The sequence below is a fragment of the Bradyrhizobium sp. ORS 278 genome (assembly GCF_000026145.1).
Taxonomy (GTDB): Bacteria; Pseudomonadota; Alphaproteobacteria; order Rhizobiales; family Xanthobacteraceae; genus Bradyrhizobium.
The window spans coordinates 4,790,421-4,805,094 of record NC_009445.1 but is presented as its reverse complement, the minus strand read 5'-3'; the positions used below and the strand labels follow the sequence as shown (position 1 = coordinate 4,805,094).

Below are 14,674 nucleotides of genomic sequence, written 5' to 3'. Positions count from 1 at the left end.
CCATGGCCGAGATCCGGATTGAAAACCTGGTCAAACAATTCGGCGGCTTTGCCGCCGTGCGCGGCACCAGCTTCACGATCGCCGATGGTGAGTTCTTCTGCCTGCTCGGCCCCTCCGGCTGCGGCAAGACCACCACGTTGCGCATGATCGCGGGACTGGAGCTGCCGACCTCCGGCACGATCAGCCTCGGCGGCGAAAACGTGACGTTCCGCCGGGCGCGCGAGCGCGACATCGCGATGGTGTTCCAGCTGTTCGCGCTGTATCCGCATATGAACGTCCGCAGGAATATCGCTTTTCCGCTGGTTTCGATGGGAGTACCGAAGGCCGAAATCAAACGCCGGGTCAAGCAGGCCGCGCGCATCCTGCAGATCGATCATCTGATCGATCGTCCGGTCAGCGGATTGTCGAGTGGAGACCGCCAGCGCGTCGCGCTGGGTCGGGCGATCGTTCGCGAGCCCAAGGCGTTTCTCATGGACGAGCCGCTCGGCGCGCTCGATGCCGAATTCCGCCACATCATGTGCGGCGAGCTGCGCGCGCTGCATGATCGCCTGAAGGCGACGACCGTGTTCGTTACCCATGACCAGCTCGAGGCGATGTCGATGGCCGACAAGATCGCGGTGATGAACCGCGGTGTGGTCGAGCAGCTGGGCACGCCGCAGGACATCTACGACCGGCCGGCCTCGATGTTCGTCGCCGATTTCATCGGATCACCGGCCATGAACTTCATCCGCTTCGATGCCAGGCTTCCAGCAGGCACCAAATGCATCCGCATCGATGGCGCCGAGATCGGTGTTCCTGAATTGCGCGAGGATGCCGCTAGCAGCGATCTGGTACTTGGCGTGCGCCCGGAGCAGGTGACGCTCGCAACCGATGGCGGTTTGCGCGGCGAAGTGTTCGGCGCCGAATATCTCGGCACCACCCAGATCGTGACCATCACGACCGCGCACGGCATGGTGAAGGCGCGCATTCCGGCTGCGGTGCGCGTCGAGCGCGCGGAACCGGTCGGGCTGAGCTTCCGGGCTGACCGTCTCTCGCTGTTCAATGCCGCGACCGGCCGCGCGATCCGAACGGCGCTGCATGAGCAGCCGGCGAGGGGAGGCCGCCATGGCTGAGACGCGCCTCAATGCCGTCAGCAAGTACTTCGGCGCCAAGCCCGCCGTGCGCGAGATCTCGCTGACAATCCGCGATGGCGAGCTCGTCGTGCTGCTGGGGCCGACTGGCGCCGGCAAGACGACAACGTTGCGCTTGGTCGCGGGCCTCGAAGCGCCGGATCATGGCTCGGTGATCATCGGCGGTGTCGACCAGACCCGCGCGACGCCGGCGGCGCGCGACGTGACCTTCGTATTCCAGCAATACTCGCTCTACCCGCATCTCTCGGTCTACGACAACCTCGCCTTCCCGCTGCGCTCGCCTGTGCGGAAGACGCCGGAAGCCGAGATCAAGCGGATCGTCGGCGATGTCGCGGCGATGCTGCGAATCGAGGACAAGCTAGGTAATCGCGCGACGGAATTGTCGGGCGGCCAGATGCAGCGCGTCGCGATCGGCCGCGCGCTGGTGCGACGGCCCGCGATCGCGCTGCTTGACGAGCCGCTGTCGTCGCTCGATGCCAAGCTGCGCGCAGATCTGCGCATCGAGCTGAAGCGCATCCAGCAGGATCTCGGCGCCACCATGCTCTATGTCACCCACGACCAGATCGAGGCGATGACGCTGGCCAACCGCATCGGCGTCATCGACCAAGGCCGGCTGGTGCAAATGGGATCTCCACGCGAAGTCTACGAGGACCCGGCCAACACCTACGTTGCGACCCGGCTCGGCAGCCCCGGCATCAATTTGTTGCCGCGCGGGCTGTTTCCTGATCTCGCCGTACCCGGCGACGTCGCGATCATCGGCGCGCGCACCGAGCACATGACGGTACGCCGGACCAATGGCGGCGCAGCTGCACAGGTCAAATGGATCGAGCATCTCGGCGACCAGAACCACCTGCACATCATGCTGAACGATCAGAAGATCGTCAGCCTGGTGGAGCCGGACACGGAATTGAAAGTCGGCGACGCCGTCGCTATCGAGTTCACCCGGCCGCTGCTGTTCGACCGGGCGGGCCAGCGGGTGAGATGAGTCATGGACCAGGCGTTCAAGCGCAGACTGATCGGGGCGATGGCCGACGCCATCATCGCCCATGCCGAGGAACTGACGGCGCTGGATTCCGCAATCGGCGACGGCGATCACGGCCTCAACATGAAGCGCGGCTTCGAGGCGGTGCTTGCGGACGCCGATGGCATCTCGGCCAAGCCGCTGCCCGATGCCCTGAAGGCGATCGGAATGGCGCTGGTGATGAAGGTCGGCGGCGCCTCGGGTCCGCTTTACGGAACGCTGGCGATGGGGCTTGGGAAGGCGCTGCCGCCGGAACCGTCTGCGGCCGAGGCCGCTGCCGCGCTCGGTCGGGCCATCGAGGACGTGAAGGCCCGCGGCAAATCCGAGGCGGGGCAGAAGACGATGCTCGACGTCCTGATCCCGGTGCAAGCAGCCTTTGCCGCCGACGGTGATGATCTCGCAACGCGATTGCCCGCGGTCGCCGCGGAGGCGGCCGACGCGACCGTGCCGATGAAGGCGATCCGCGGGCGGGCGTCCTTTCTCGGCGAGCGTTCGATCGGGCACATGGATCCCGGCGCGCGCTCGTCGAGCCTGCTGGTGCAGGCGATCTGCAGCGTCTTCAACGAGGTGTGAAGCATGGGTGAGCAGAAGAACGTCGGCATCGTCATCGTATCGCATTCCGCCAAGGTGGCGGAGGGCGCGGCCGACATGGTCAGGCAGATGGTCGGCGACAGCGTGCCGCTCGCGGCTGTCGGCGGCAATGCGGATGGCGGGCTTGGCACCGATGTCGGCGCCATCATGGGCGCGATCGACAAAGCCTGGTCGGACTCCGGCGTTGCAATCCTCGTCGATCTCGGTGGCGCCGAGACCAACAGCGAGATGGCGGTGGAGATGATGCCGGAGGACAAGCGCGAGCGCATCGTGATCTGCAATGCGCCGCTGGTGGAGGGCGCCGTCATGGCGGCAACCGAGGCCTCGGGCGGCTCGTCGCTCGACGCGGTTCGCGCGACGGCTGAAGAATTGATGGGTGGATGACGGTGACGACAATGGCTGATGGCGGAGAGATCGGGATGCAGGACGCGATGGGGCATGCGCTGTTGACCAATGCGGTCGGGCTGCACGCGCGCCCTTCGGTCAAGCTGACTCAGCTCGCCAAGCGCTTCGCATCGACGGTGGAGATCGCAATCGCGGCCGACGGGCCATGGACCGATGCCAAGAGCCCGGTGAAGATCATGCGCGTCAAGGCAGCGAAGGGCGAGACCCTCTACGTGCGAGCCAATGGTCCGGATGCGGCGGAGGCCGTGCGCGCGCTTGCCGATCTCGTCAACCGGAAATTCGACGAGGAGTAGATGGTGGAACGCTGCATCCGAGGTCGCGCAGCGTCGGAAGGTCTGGCTATGGGGCCGGCGGTGATCCGGCGCGCGCTGGAGGGCGCTAGCCGTGCCAAGGGCTCGATTGCAGAGGAGCATGCCGCGCTCGCCGCCGCGGTCGCGCGCGCGCGTGACGCGGTGGCCGAGTTGATCGCGAGCCTCCAGGGCGATGCGGCCGAGCTGATCGGCTTCCAGCTCGCGCTGCTCGAGGACGATGCGCTCACGGAAGCCGCCTTTGCGCAGATCGAGCGCGGCACTGCCGCCGAGGATGCCTGGCGCGCAGCCATGGCCCAGGAGATCGCGGGCTACGAATCCGCCGATGACGAATATTTCCGCGCCCGCGCCAGCGACTTGGCCGACATCAGGGATCGCGTGGTGCGACATCTCTTCGGTCTTGCCGATGATGGCCAGCTTCCCAGTGGCGCCATCATCGTCGCGCGTGACCTCGCGCCATCGGCCTTCCTCGGCGTCGACTGGTCGAAAGGCGGCGGCATTGCGCTGGGCGAGGGCAGCCCAACCAGCCATGTCGCGATGCTCGCGCGCGGCCGCGGCGTCCCGATGGTGGTGGGGCTCGGCCGCGGCTGGGAGCGCCTGGCAGGAGAGCTGCTGGTCGACGGCACGCGCGCCGAGGTCGTTGTCGATCCTGACCCGGAACGCATCGCCGCCGCTCGTAGAGAGATTGATGAGTTCAGGCGCCGCAAGGCGGAGGCCATCGCTCGCCAGCACGAGCCGGCGTTGACGCGCGACGGAACGCCGGTGGCGGTGCTGGTCAACATTTCCGGTCCCAATGACATGGCGATCGCGCCGGCATCTGCCGGCGACGGCGTCGGGCTCGCCCGCACCGAATTCCTGACAGCCAATCTGCTCCACGACGAAGAGGCGCAATACCGCGCCTATGCCGAGCTGATGCGCTGGGCCGATGGCCGCCCGGTGACGATCCGTACGCTCGATGCCGGGGGCGACAAGCCGATCCCTGGCTACACGATCGACGGCGAGAGCAATCCGTTCCTCGGACTGCGCGGGATCCGCCTGTCGCTGCGCCATCCGGAGATCTTCCGCGTACAGCTGCGGGCGTTGTCGCGGGCCGCCGCGCTCGGGCCGCTGAAGGTGATGCTGCCGATGGTCACCAATGCCGGCGAGCTGGATGCCGCACGCGGGCATCTGCGTGCTGTGCTGGACGACCTCGCGAAGGACAGCCTTGCTTTCGCGGAACCGGCCTTTGGCATCATGATCGAGGTGCCGGCCGCGGCGCTGGCCGCGCAGGATTTTGCCGCCGACTTCTTCTCGATCGGCACCAATGACCTGACCCAATACGCCACCGCGGCGTCGCGCGACGGCGCCGAGGTGGCCGACTATGCCGACGTGCTGCATCCGGGCGTCCTCGCGATGATCGCGCATGTCGTGCGGGCGGCCCGGGCAAGAGGCGTCGACGTTTCGATCTGCGGTGATGCCGCGGGTGACGTCAGCGCCATTCCTGCTCTGCTCAGGGCGGGCGTGCGCGCGCTCTCGGTCTCGCCGGGTTTGCTGCCGCAGGTAAAAGCCGCGATCCGTGAACTCGATCTGGCCAGGCCTGTGGGGAGCGCATGAGCGAGCAGGACTCATCGGGCTCCGCAAGCCCGCTCGCCGAATACAAGGCGATCCTGCGCGCGGTCATCGACAGCCGCCCGTCGGGCACGCGGCAGCGGCTCGCGGAGGCCATCGGCAAGAATCGCAGCTTCATCTCGCAAATCGTAAATCCTGCCTATGCAACGCCGATCCCGCTGCAGCATGTCGAGACCATCTTTCACATCTGCCATTTTTCTCCGCACGAGCAGCAGGCTTTCCTGACGGCCTATCGCGCCGCGCATCCGGGCCGGCTCGACGAGGCTGAAACGCAGCGGCCGATGAGACGCCTCGTCGTCGAGCTGCCCGATTTTGGCGATCCCGCGCTCAACGCCCATGCCGACCGCATCATCACGGGTGTCGCGCGCGGCATCACCGCCCTGATCTCAGCCAATGAAAACAATGACGATGCCGAACCGGGAGGGACGCCATGAAGAAGCTGATCAACGCGGTCGACGATGTGCTGACCGAGAGCCTGCAGGGCTTTGCCGCCATTCATGGCGACATCGTCACGCTCGGCGACGAGAGCAAGTTCGTCCGCCGCAAAAGTCTCAAGCCGGGCAAGGTCGCGCTGATCTCCGGCGGTGGATCCGGCCATGAGCCGCTGCATGCCGGCTTTGTCGGACAAGGCATGCTGGACGCCGCCTGTCCGGGCCAGGTCTTCACCTCGCCGACGCCCGACCAGATGCTCGCCGCAGCGCAGGCCGTCGAGACCGGCGGCGGCTCGCTGTTCATCGTCAAGAACTACGAAGGCGATGTCATGAATTTCGCGATGGCCGCGGAGATGATGGACGCGAAAGTCGCGACTGTCATCACCGATGACGACGTCGCGGTGGAGACGTCGACCTATTCGACCGGCCGCCGCGGCGTCGCCGGCACGCTCGTCGTCGAAAAGATTCTCGGCGCCGCCGCCGAGCAGGGCCGCGATCTCGACGCGCTGAAGGCGCTCGGCGACGACGTGAACAAGCGCACCCGCTCAATGGGCGTCGCGTTGACCTCGTGCACCGTGCCGGCAGCCGGCAAGCCGACCTTCGCTCTGGGTGAGGACGAGATGGAGATGGGAGTCGGCATCCATGGCGAGCCAGGACGCCGGCGCGTCAAGCTCGCGCCGGCCGATGCGATCGCCGAGGAGATGATGAGCGCGATCCTGGCCGATCTCGCGGCCAAGCCGGGTACGCCATGCCTGCTGCTGGTCAACGGCTTCGGCGGCACGCCGGCGATGGAGCTCTATCTGATGACCAATTCAGCGCGCCGGATCCTTGAAGGACGAGGGCTCACGATCGCGCGCGGCCTGGTCGGCTCTTATGTCACCTCGCTCGACATGGCCGGATGCTCGCTCACCGTGACAGCGCTCGACGATGCAACGCTCCCGCTGTGGGATGCGCCGGTGCACACGGCGGCGTTGCGCTGGGGCTGCTGAGCGGACCGCTGCTCAGCGGATCTCGTTCGAATAATAATGATGCGCCGTCGTCGCGCGGTGCTGGCTCAGGATCGCGAGTGCGCCGGACTGGTCGTAGGCCTCTTCGTCGATGACCAGCACGGCGCTCGGGGCTGGCAGCCCGAGCAGCTTGCGATCCTCCCTGGTCGCTACCTCGGCCGTGACCTTTTCGCGCACGGCGGCGATGCGGATGCCAGGAACCTTGTTCGTCTCGCGCGGAAAGTCTGGCACGCGGCTCGCGACCATCGCGATGCGTGAATGCAGCACCGGCGCCCGGGCGACGCGGCGGATGCGATGGAGATGGAGCAGCGGCTCGCCACCGGGCACGGCAAACAGCGTCGCCTCGGCCTTTGCGGCGGGGCGAGATGTCACCGACAGCACCTCGGCCTCGGAGCGCAGCAGGCTGCCTGGCAAGAGGTATTGCTGACCGGCCTCGGCAAGCCCGATAGCCGCATCCATGCGCCCGGTGAGTCGACCAAACTGTCTGACATCGTCGCACTGGCGAAATCGGTACTCGCCTATCTATCAAACGAGTTCAGTCCCGAGCTCTGTCCCGAAACCCGCTCGCTCTCATAGGACGTCACCCGATGCTGTCCGTCACCCGTCGTCATATCCTTGCAGGCTCCGCGCTGGCGCTCGGCGCCTTGCCGCAGGTTTCTCTCGCGGCCGAGGCGCCAAAGCGAGGCGGCATGCTGCGGATCTCTGTCGACCAGGGTGCGGCCGTGATTCACCCGCTGCTCGCGCGCGTCAATCCGGAAGCCGCCGCTGGACTGACCGAATGGACCTTCAAGCTTCGTCCGAGCCTGACGTTCCACGATGGCACGCCGCTGACGTCGGAGGATGTCGTCGCAACCTTCAAGGCGATCCTCGATCCGATAACGGCCTCGCCGGCGCGCACCAATGTCGGCCCGATCAAGGACGTCGCCGCCGTCGATTCGTCGACCGTAAAGTTCGCGCTCTCGGTCGCCTTCGCCGATTTGCCGGTCGCACTCGCCTACACGAATGCGCGCATCGTTCCGGCTAAGATCATCGCCAGCGATCTCGGCAGCCTCGCCGCTGGCCGCTGGGGCACTCGTCGTCACGCTGCCCGTCGCCGTTCCGCTCGGCATGTTTGCCGCAGGGCAGCGCGGCTGACACCATCACCAGCATCGTCGCCTATCTCGGCGTCTCGCTGCCGGAGTTCGTCACCGCGACGGTGCTGGCGATGCTGCTCACTGACGTCCTGCCGTGGTTGCCCGCCACCGGTTACGTGTCGCCGCTCGAGGACTCCGGCCTCGCACTGCGCCACCTCGCGCTTCCCGTTCTGACGGTCTCGGTCATCCTGGTCGCCCATGTCATGCGCATGATGCGCTCGGAGACTCTGGACGTTCTGCAATCGGACTACGTCCGCGCGGCGCGGCGAAGGGGCTGCCGGAGCGGACGGTGCTGGTCCGCCACGTCTTGCGCAACGCGCTGTTGCCGGTCATCACCATCGTTGCGCTCAACGTCGGCTATCTGCTCGGAGGCATCATGTGATCGAGGAGATCTTAGCCATTCCCGGGATCGGCCGTGCGCTGATGATCGCGATCACCACCCGCGATCTGCCGTCGATCCAGGCCGGCGCGATGATCATGGCCGTGACCTACGCGATCACCAACACGCTCGCGGACGTTGTCTACGCGCTGCTCGACCGGCGAATCCGTTATGACTGAGCCGCTGGTGCGCATGATCCGCAAGCCGCAGGGTGCAATTGGCATCGTTCTGCTGGCCGTGCTTGCCGTGGTCTGCCTCCTTGGACCATGGCTCGCGCCATACGGGCCGGAGAAGATGGATTTGCTCGGCCGCTTCCGTGCGCCGGGGTAGCAAAACCTGTTTGGTGCCGACCAGTTCGGCCGCGACGTGCTGAGCCGTCTGTTGTCCGGCGCGCGGGCGACCGTTCCGATGGCGCTCGCGGCGACCTTGGCGGGAAGCAAGATCGGAGCCGTCATCGGCGTCGCCTCGGCCTTTCTCGGTGGCAAGGCCGAGGACGTCATCATGCGGACCAACGACGCTGTCATGGCTATTCCCGGCCTGCTCATGGCCCTGCTGCTGGTCAGCACGCTGGGCAATGGTGCCGGCAATGCCGTAGTCGCCATTGCTATCGCGTTCGCGCCGGGCATGGCACGGGTGACGCGCTCGGTCGCGCTCGCCGTGCGCAACCAGGACTTTGTCAAGGCTGCGGTCGCGCGCGGCGAGGGCGTCGCGCAGATCATTTCCGCGAGATGCTGCCCAATGTGAGGGGACCGATCGTGATCGAGGCCACGATCCGCGTGTCCTTTGCCGTCATGCTGTTCGCGACCCTCAGCTTCCTTGGCCTCGGTGCACAGCCGCCGGCGTCGGAATGGGGCCTGATGGTGGGCGATGCGCGGCAATACATGCACCAGGCGCCGTGGATGCTGATCGCGCCATCGGCCGCGATCGCGCTCTCCGCCATCGCGTTCAATCTTCTCGGCGACGCTCTGCGCGATGCGCTCAACCCGCGGGATGATCGATGAGTTCGGCGCTCGCCATCTCGAATTATGAGCTGGATTACGTAACGGCCGCCGGCGCAGTCGAAGTGCTGCGCGAGGTGTCGCTCGACATCGCGCCCGGCGAGGTGCTTGGCCTGGTCGGCGAATCCGGCTCCGGCAAGAGCTCGCTGGCCTGGGCGCTGATGCGGCACCTGCCGGGCAATGCCCGCAAGGTGTCGGGCTCGCTGCGGCTCGGCGACATCGACCTGCGGACGCTTGGTCCGAAACAGCTGACCGCGGTGCGTGGCCGCCGCATCGCCATGGTGTTCCAGGATCCATCCACCGCGCTGAATCCAACGCTGACCATCGGTCGCCAGGTCACCGAGGCGCTGATGCACCATCGCGCGCTGAATGCTCCGAATTGATGAAGTAGTCCGCGCGCAGCCCCTGCTCGATCAGCGAGAAGGTCCCGACACCGCCCTGCAGCTCGCCGGCGACATAGGTCAGAATGACGTCGCCTGCCGGCCATCTGTACGCCTCAGGCGGCATGGAGGGCATCGTCTGCGGCCCCGGTGGCCGGTACAACACGATGCCGGACGAGCGCGTCGACATTCCCGATTATCTCGACATGATCCGCATCTACATGCTTGCCATTCTCGACATCTGCGGCTGAGCCCGCCTCAGGCGCCCTCCTGCTGCTGGAACTGCTCGAAGGCGCCGATCGCGTCGGCGGCGTACATCAGCGACGGACCGCCGCCCATGTAGATCGCCATGCCGAGCGTTTCCTCGACCTCCTGGCGCGTGGCGCCGAGGCGCACCAGCGCCTCGGCATGGAAGCCGGTGCAACCGTCGCAGCGGACGGCGACGCCGATCGCCAGCGCGATCAGCTCCTTGGTCTTCTTGTCGAGCGCGCCGTCGGCGCCGGCGGCCCGCGCCATCGCCGAGAAGCCTTGCATGACATCGGGGATGTCCTTGCGCAGAGTTTTCAGGTTGCCCGAGATGTCCTTGCAGATCTCGTTGTAATTCTTGGTCATGGACATGTCCTAGGGTGCTTTCATGGTAGGTTTGCCGGGCTCGCGCAGCGCGACGTAGATCGCGGGGATGACGAGCACGGTCAGCAGGGTGGATGAGGCCAGGCCGAACAGCAGCGAGATCGCCAGGCCCTGGAAGATCGGATCGAGCAGGATCGTCGCCGCGCCAATCATGGCCGCGAGCGCGGTCAGCAGGATCGGCTTGAAGCGCACGGCGCCGGCCTCCAGCACCACGTCGCGCAGGGTCTTGCCTTCGGCGCCGCTGTGGCGGATGAAGTCGACCAGCAGGATCGAGTTGCGCACGATGATGCCGGCGAGCGCGATGAAGCCGATCATCGACGTCGCCGTGAACGGCGCGCCGAGCAGCCAGTGGCCAAGCAGGATGCCGATCAGCGTCAGCGGGATCGGAGTCAGGATGACGAGTGGCAGCTTGAAGCTTTTGAACTGCGCCACGACCAGCACGTAGATGCCGAGGATCGCTGCGCCGAACGCCGCGCCCATATCGCGGAACGTCACATAGGTGATCTCCCATTCGCCGTCCCACAGCAGGGTGGGACGCTGCTCGTCGGTCGGCTGGCCATGGAAGCCGATCATGGGCTTCGGCAGCTTGCCCCAGTCATGCGCGTCGATCCGGTCGGCGACCGCGAGCATGCCGTACAGCGGCGCCTCGAAACGACCGGCGAGCTCGGCCATCACCATGTCGGCGAAGCGGCCGTCGCGGCGGAAGATCATCGGCGAACCGTCTTCCATCGTCGCCTTCAGGACCTGGCCGAGCTCGACCACCGTCTTGCTGCCGGGCAGGGTGTTGGCCGGCACCGGCGTCGAGGCCAGGGCCTCGCTCCAGCTCCTGGCGCGCTTCGGCAGCTTGACTGCGATTTCGATCGGGTTGCGGTCCTCGCCGCGGTGCGAGTAGCCGACCGAGACGCCGCCGAACAAGGTCTGGATGGTGTCGTAGACGTCGCGCTGCTCGACCCCGAAATATTCGAGACTGTCCTGGTCGATCGACAGCCGCAGCCGCGGCCGTGGCTGACCGACGGAATCGTCGATGTCGACGATGAAGGGCACATCGGCGAACACCTTCTTCATCTCAGCGGTAACGGCACGCCTAGTCGCCGCGTCCGGGCCGTAAATCTCGGCGAGCAGGGTCGCCAGCACCGGCGGCCCGGGCGGCACTTCGACCACCTTGATGCTGCTGCCGGATGGCACCGACACCGCCTTCAGTCGCTGCCGCAGGTCGAGCGCGATGTCGTGGCTCGAGCGCTTGCGGTCGCCGCGCGCGGCGAGATTGACCTGGAGTTCGCCGAGCTCCGGCCGTTCCCGCAAGTCATAGTGCCGGACGAGACCGTTGAAATTGAACGGCGCCGCCGTGCCGGCATAGCTCTGCACGTTCGTGATTTCCGGCAGCTGATGCGCGATGTCGGCCGCGGCGAACAGCGTCCGCTCGGTATCCTCCAGGCTCGCGCCTTCCGGCAGATCGACCATCACGGCGATCTCCGACTTGTTGTCGAACGGCAGCAGCTTGACAGTGACGGACTTGGTCGCGAACAGCGTCATCGACAGCAGCGTGGCGATCCCGACGCCGAGCAGGAAGATCCATGCGGAGCGCTTGCTGGCGACGATTGCACGCGCCACGCTGCGATAGATCCGCCCGAGCCGGCCCTCGCCATGGGCATCGTGATGCGCGCTGGCTGCGGCGGCGACCTGCTTCGGCGCGAGTCGCAGCATCAGCCAGGGCGCCACGACCATCGCCACGACAAACGAGAACAGCATCGCGGCCGAGGCGTTGGCCGGGATCGGCGCCATATAGGGGCCCATCAGGCCCGACACGAACAGCATCGGCAGCAGGGCGGCGACCACGGTGAGGGTGGCGACGATCGTGGGATTGCCGACCTCGGCCACCGCCTCGACGGTCGCCTGCAGGCGCGGACGGCCGTCGTGCATGCCCCAATGGCGGGCGATGTTCTCGACCACGACGATGGCGTCATCGACCAGGATGCCGATCGAGAAGATCAGCGCGAACAGGCTGACGCGGTTGATGGTGTAGCCCATCAAATTGGCGGCGAACATCGTCAGCAGGATCGTGGTCGGGATGACCACGAACGTGACGAGCGCCTCGCGCCAGCCGATCGCAACTGCGATCAGGACGACGATCGAGATCGTGGCGAGGCCGAGATGGAACAAGAGCTCGTTGGCCTTTTCATTGGCGGTCTCGCCATAGTCGCGCGTCACCGTGACCGCCACGTCGTTGGGAATGAGTATGGTCTTCAGTCCTTCGAGCCGTTGCGCGATATCGTGCGACACCACGACCGCATTGGCGCCGGCGCGCTTGGCGAGCGCCAGGCTCACCGCAGGCACGCGGTGCCAGTCTCCCTTGTCGTTGCGTGCGTCGTCCCAGACGCGGTGCTCCGCAAGATTGGGGCCGACGACCACGGTCGCGACGTCGCGCACATAGACCGGGCGGCCGTCGCGGGTCGAGATCAGCAGCAGGCCGATATCAGGGATGCCGGCGAGCGTCTGCCCGGCGGTGACGTTCCGCACGATGCCGCCGTCGCGGACGTCGCCGGCGAGGAAGGAGCGGTTCGCATCCTTCACCTTGGCGACGAGCTGCTGCAGGGTGACGCCGAACAGCGACAGCTTTTCCGGGCTGGGCTCGACGCGGATCTGCTGGGCACCGCCGCCGGAGATGTAGGTGAGCCCGATATTGTCGACCTTGGTCAGCTCCGCGCGCAACTTGTCGGCCAGCTCATAGAGGTCCTTGTCGGACCAGCGCTCGGCGGCTTCCGGCTTTGGCGATAAGGTCAGCACGGTGACCGCGACGTCGTTGATCCCACGGCCGACGATCAGCGGCTCGGGGATGCCCACGGGGATGCGGTCGAGGTTGGCGCGGATCTTCTCGTGGACGCGCAGGATCGCATCCTCGAATTTGGTGCCCACCAGGAACCGCGCGGTGACCATGACGCGGTCATCCTCGGTCTGGCTGTAGACGTGCTCGACGCCGTCGATCGCCTTGACGATCGTCTCCAGCGGCTTGGTCACGAGCTCGACACCGTCGGGCGCGCGCAGGCCGTCGGCGTTGACGCGGATGTCGACCATGGGCACGCTGATCTGCGGCTCCTCCTCGCGCGGGATCACGACCACCGCGATGAGGCCGACGACGAGCGAGGCGAGCAGGAACAGCGGCGTCAACGGCGAGGCGATGGTCGCCTTGGTCAGCTTGCCTGAGAGCCCGAGTTTCACGGCTGCACCAATTGGTCGCCGGCGCGCAGGCCGGACAGGATTTCAAGTCCATCGGGAAGATCGGCGCTCGGCAGCGCGCGGCCGCGCTGCACCGGCACGCTCACCTGTTGCGCGCCCTGCTGCAGCTGGACGGTGTCGATGCCGAAGCGGGTGATGACATAGCGGGAGGGGATGACATAGGCCTCGCGCTGGCCGCCGGAGATCCATACCCGCAGCCGGTCGCCGACGAAATACTGGCCGAGGCCCGGGACGATCGCGTCGGCGACGACGCGGCCTTCCTCGATCTGCGGATAGACGAGGTCGATCACGCCCCATTTGTCGCCGCTCTCGCCGAACTCGGCGCCATCCAGACGGATCTTGTCGCCCGCCTTCAGGAACAGCGCATGGCGCTCGGGCACGCGCAGCCGCAGCTTGAAGTTCTGCTGCGCCACCGTGACTACGGGATCGCCGGGCAGGACCACCGAGCCGACCGTCACCAGTTTCTTCAGCACGCGACCGTCGTCGGGCGCCAGCACCTGGCCTTCGCTCATCTGCTGGTTGACCACCGCGCGCTCGGCGGTTTTGGCCCGCAGCGAATTCTCCGCGACGTTGAGCGCGGTGCGCGTCTCGTCGAGCTTGACGCGGGGCAGGGTGCCGCGCTCGACCAGACCCTCGGTGCGGGTGAAGTCGATCTGCGCCTGGTTGGCCTGCGCCTGCAGCGCCTCGATCTGAGCGTCGAGCGACTTGAGCTGCAGCGCGAGCTTCTCGTCGCCGATCAAGGCGATCGGTTGGCCTCGCTTGACCGGGTCGCCTTCGCGCACCGAAAGCTGCGCGATGGTGCCGCCGATGCGACCGCGCGCCGGAACGACGCTGACGCTTTCCACGGTCGCGAACACCGCCTTCTCGTCGGCGACCTGACGCGGGGTCACCGTCAGCGTTTCGGCTTGAGACGCAATTGTTTGCCAAGTCATCTGCCACGCCATGGCGGCGATCAGAAGCCAAAATCCGCGCATCACTTACCCGCTCGTTTGAAACTATCTATTGCGTATATACGAATTTACGAATATATCTTCAAGGGCTCGGCGGCACTTTCAGTCTGCTGGCACGGGTGGCGTGGCCCCGTCGGGGACGTTGCGAAAATCCGGAACCGCGGGACGGCCGTACGCCCCACCTCGGGCTTGATTCCGCTCAAATCCATCCATGGAGAACCATGCCATGAACGTCGATAAAGCAGTTCTCACCTTCGCAGGATTCGTCGTCCTGCTCAGCCTCGCGCTCGGCTGGTATGTCAGTCCGTACTGGTTCCTGCTGACGGCCTTCGCCGGCCTCAACATGATCCAGGCGTCGTTCACCGGCTTCTGCCCGGCGGCGATCGTGTTCAAGAAGCTGGGCTTGCGCAGCGGAAATGCGTTCTCCTGAGCCGGAGTGCGGTGGGGCGAGATGACGACGAAGCAAGGG

15 protein-coding genes and 4 pseudogenes are annotated in these 14,674 nt (G+C 66.4%); 15 read left to right on the top strand and 4 right to left on the bottom strand.

Annotated elements, in window-relative coordinates:
* Positions 1-2 precede the first annotated feature (2 nt).
* The 8 genes from BRADO_RS21475 to dhaK are packed head-to-tail and all read left to right on the top strand — an operon-like array spanning position 3 to position 6,483.
* On the top strand, positions 3-1,112 hold the full coding sequence (locus BRADO_RS21475) for an ABC transporter ATP-binding protein (RefSeq protein ID WP_011927452.1): 1,110 nt from the start codon (positions 3-5) through the stop codon (positions 1,110-1,112).
* Positions 1,105-2,115, top strand: a complete 1,011-nt coding sequence (locus tag BRADO_RS21470) for an ABC transporter ATP-binding protein (RefSeq protein ID WP_011927451.1) — start codon at positions 1,105-1,107, stop codon at positions 2,113-2,115. The genes BRADO_RS21475 and BRADO_RS21470 overlap by 8 nt, the downstream gene beginning before the upstream one ends.
* A gap of 3 nt (positions 2,116-2,118) precedes the next feature.
* The gene (gene dhaL / locus BRADO_RS21465; RefSeq protein ID WP_011927450.1) at positions 2,119-2,724 is read left to right on the top strand and encodes a dihydroxyacetone kinase subunit DhaL; all 606 of its coding nucleotides are present in this window, start codon (positions 2,119-2,121) and stop codon (positions 2,722-2,724) included.
* 3 nt (positions 2,725-2,727) lie between these two features.
* Positions 2,728-3,126, top strand: a complete 399-nt coding sequence (dhaM, locus tag BRADO_RS21460; protein WP_011927449.1) for a dihydroxyacetone kinase phosphoryl donor subunit DhaM — start codon at positions 2,728-2,730, stop codon at positions 3,124-3,126.
* 11 nt (positions 3,127-3,137) lie between these two features.
* The gene (locus BRADO_RS21455) at positions 3,138-3,440 is read left to right on the top strand and encodes an HPr family phosphocarrier protein (RefSeq protein WP_050781029.1); all 303 of its coding nucleotides are present in this window, start codon (positions 3,138-3,140) and stop codon (positions 3,438-3,440) included.
* The gene (ptsP, locus tag BRADO_RS21450; RefSeq protein WP_011927447.1) at positions 3,441-5,048 is read left to right on the top strand and encodes a phosphoenolpyruvate--protein phosphotransferase; all 1,608 of its coding nucleotides are present in this window, start codon (positions 3,441-3,443) and stop codon (positions 5,046-5,048) included.
* Positions 5,045-5,497: a hypothetical protein gene (locus BRADO_RS21445; RefSeq protein ID WP_011927446.1), complete on the top strand. Its 453-nt coding sequence runs from the start codon at positions 5,045-5,047 to the stop codon at positions 5,495-5,497. Before ptsP ends, BRADO_RS21445 begins: the two co-directional genes overlap by 4 nt.
* Entirely contained in the window at positions 5,494-6,483 is a 990-nt protein-coding gene (gene dhaK, locus BRADO_RS21440) for a dihydroxyacetone kinase subunit DhaK (RefSeq protein WP_011927445.1), read from the top strand. Before BRADO_RS21445 ends, dhaK begins: the two co-directional genes overlap by 4 nt.
* A 12-nt stretch (positions 6,484-6,495) precedes the next feature.
* Here the strand turns inward: dhaK and BRADO_RS21435 are convergent, their stop codons facing one another.
* Complete coding sequence (locus BRADO_RS21435) at positions 6,496-6,960, bottom strand: UTRA domain-containing protein (RefSeq protein WP_011927444.1); 465 nt, start codon at positions 6,958-6,960, stop codon at positions 6,496-6,498.
* 128 nt (positions 6,961-7,088) lie between these two features.
* On the opposite strand from BRADO_RS21435, the pseudogene BRADO_RS33510 reads away from it, so the two are divergent.
* From BRADO_RS33510 to BRADO_RS35135, 6 genes and pseudogenes are all read left to right on the top strand, one after another.
* Positions 7,089-7,574: pseudogene (locus tag BRADO_RS33510) on the top strand (ABC transporter substrate-binding protein); the annotation flags it as partial.
* A gap of 38 nt (positions 7,575-7,612) precedes the next feature.
* Positions 7,613-7,858 (top strand): annotated as a pseudogene (locus tag BRADO_RS35895) (ABC transporter permease); the annotation flags it as partial.
* A gap of 154 nt (positions 7,859-8,012) precedes the next feature.
* Positions 8,013-8,192, top strand: a complete 180-nt coding sequence (locus BRADO_RS35890) for an ABC transporter permease subunit (protein ID WP_011927441.1) — start codon at positions 8,013-8,015, stop codon at positions 8,190-8,192.
* Positions 8,185-9,014: pseudogene (locus BRADO_RS21425) on the top strand (ABC transporter permease). Before BRADO_RS35890 ends, BRADO_RS21425 begins: the two are co-directional and overlap by 8 nt.
* Positions 9,011-9,394 (top strand): ATP-binding cassette domain-containing protein, encoded by a 384-nt coding sequence (locus BRADO_RS21420; RefSeq protein ID WP_011927437.1) that lies wholly within the window; start codon positions 9,011-9,013, stop codon positions 9,392-9,394. The pseudogene BRADO_RS21425 and the gene BRADO_RS21420 overlap by 4 nt, the downstream one beginning before the upstream one ends.
* A gap of 95 nt (positions 9,395-9,489) precedes the next feature.
* Positions 9,490-9,642 (top strand): annotated as a pseudogene (locus BRADO_RS35135) (M20 family peptidase); the annotation flags it as partial.
* Between the two features lie 7 nt (positions 9,643-9,649).
* On the opposite strand, the gene BRADO_RS21415 reads toward BRADO_RS35135, so the two are convergent.
* Genes BRADO_RS21415 through BRADO_RS21405 form a run of 3 tightly spaced genes read right to left on the bottom strand, consistent with a single transcriptional unit; the run spans position 9,650 to position 14,199 of the window.
* Entirely contained in the window at positions 9,650-10,003 is a 354-nt protein-coding gene (locus BRADO_RS21415; protein ID WP_011927435.1) for a carboxymuconolactone decarboxylase family protein, read from the bottom strand.
* Between the two features lie 9 nt (positions 10,004-10,012).
* Complete coding sequence (locus BRADO_RS21410; protein WP_011927434.1) at positions 10,013-13,237, bottom strand: efflux RND transporter permease subunit; 3,225 nt, start codon at positions 13,235-13,237, stop codon at positions 10,013-10,015.
* On the bottom strand, positions 13,234-14,199 hold the full coding sequence (locus BRADO_RS21405) for an efflux RND transporter periplasmic adaptor subunit (RefSeq protein WP_157872683.1): 966 nt from the start codon (positions 14,197-14,199) through the stop codon (positions 13,234-13,236). Before BRADO_RS21405 ends, BRADO_RS21410 begins: the two co-directional genes overlap by 4 nt.
* A gap of 232 nt (positions 14,200-14,431) precedes the next feature.
* On the opposite strand from BRADO_RS21405, the gene BRADO_RS21400 reads away from it, so the two are divergent.
* A complete protein-coding gene (locus BRADO_RS21400; RefSeq protein ID WP_008966006.1) occupies positions 14,432-14,635 on the top strand; it encodes a DUF2892 domain-containing protein in 204 nt (67 codons plus the stop codon).
* Positions 14,636-14,674 lie beyond the last annotated feature (39 nt).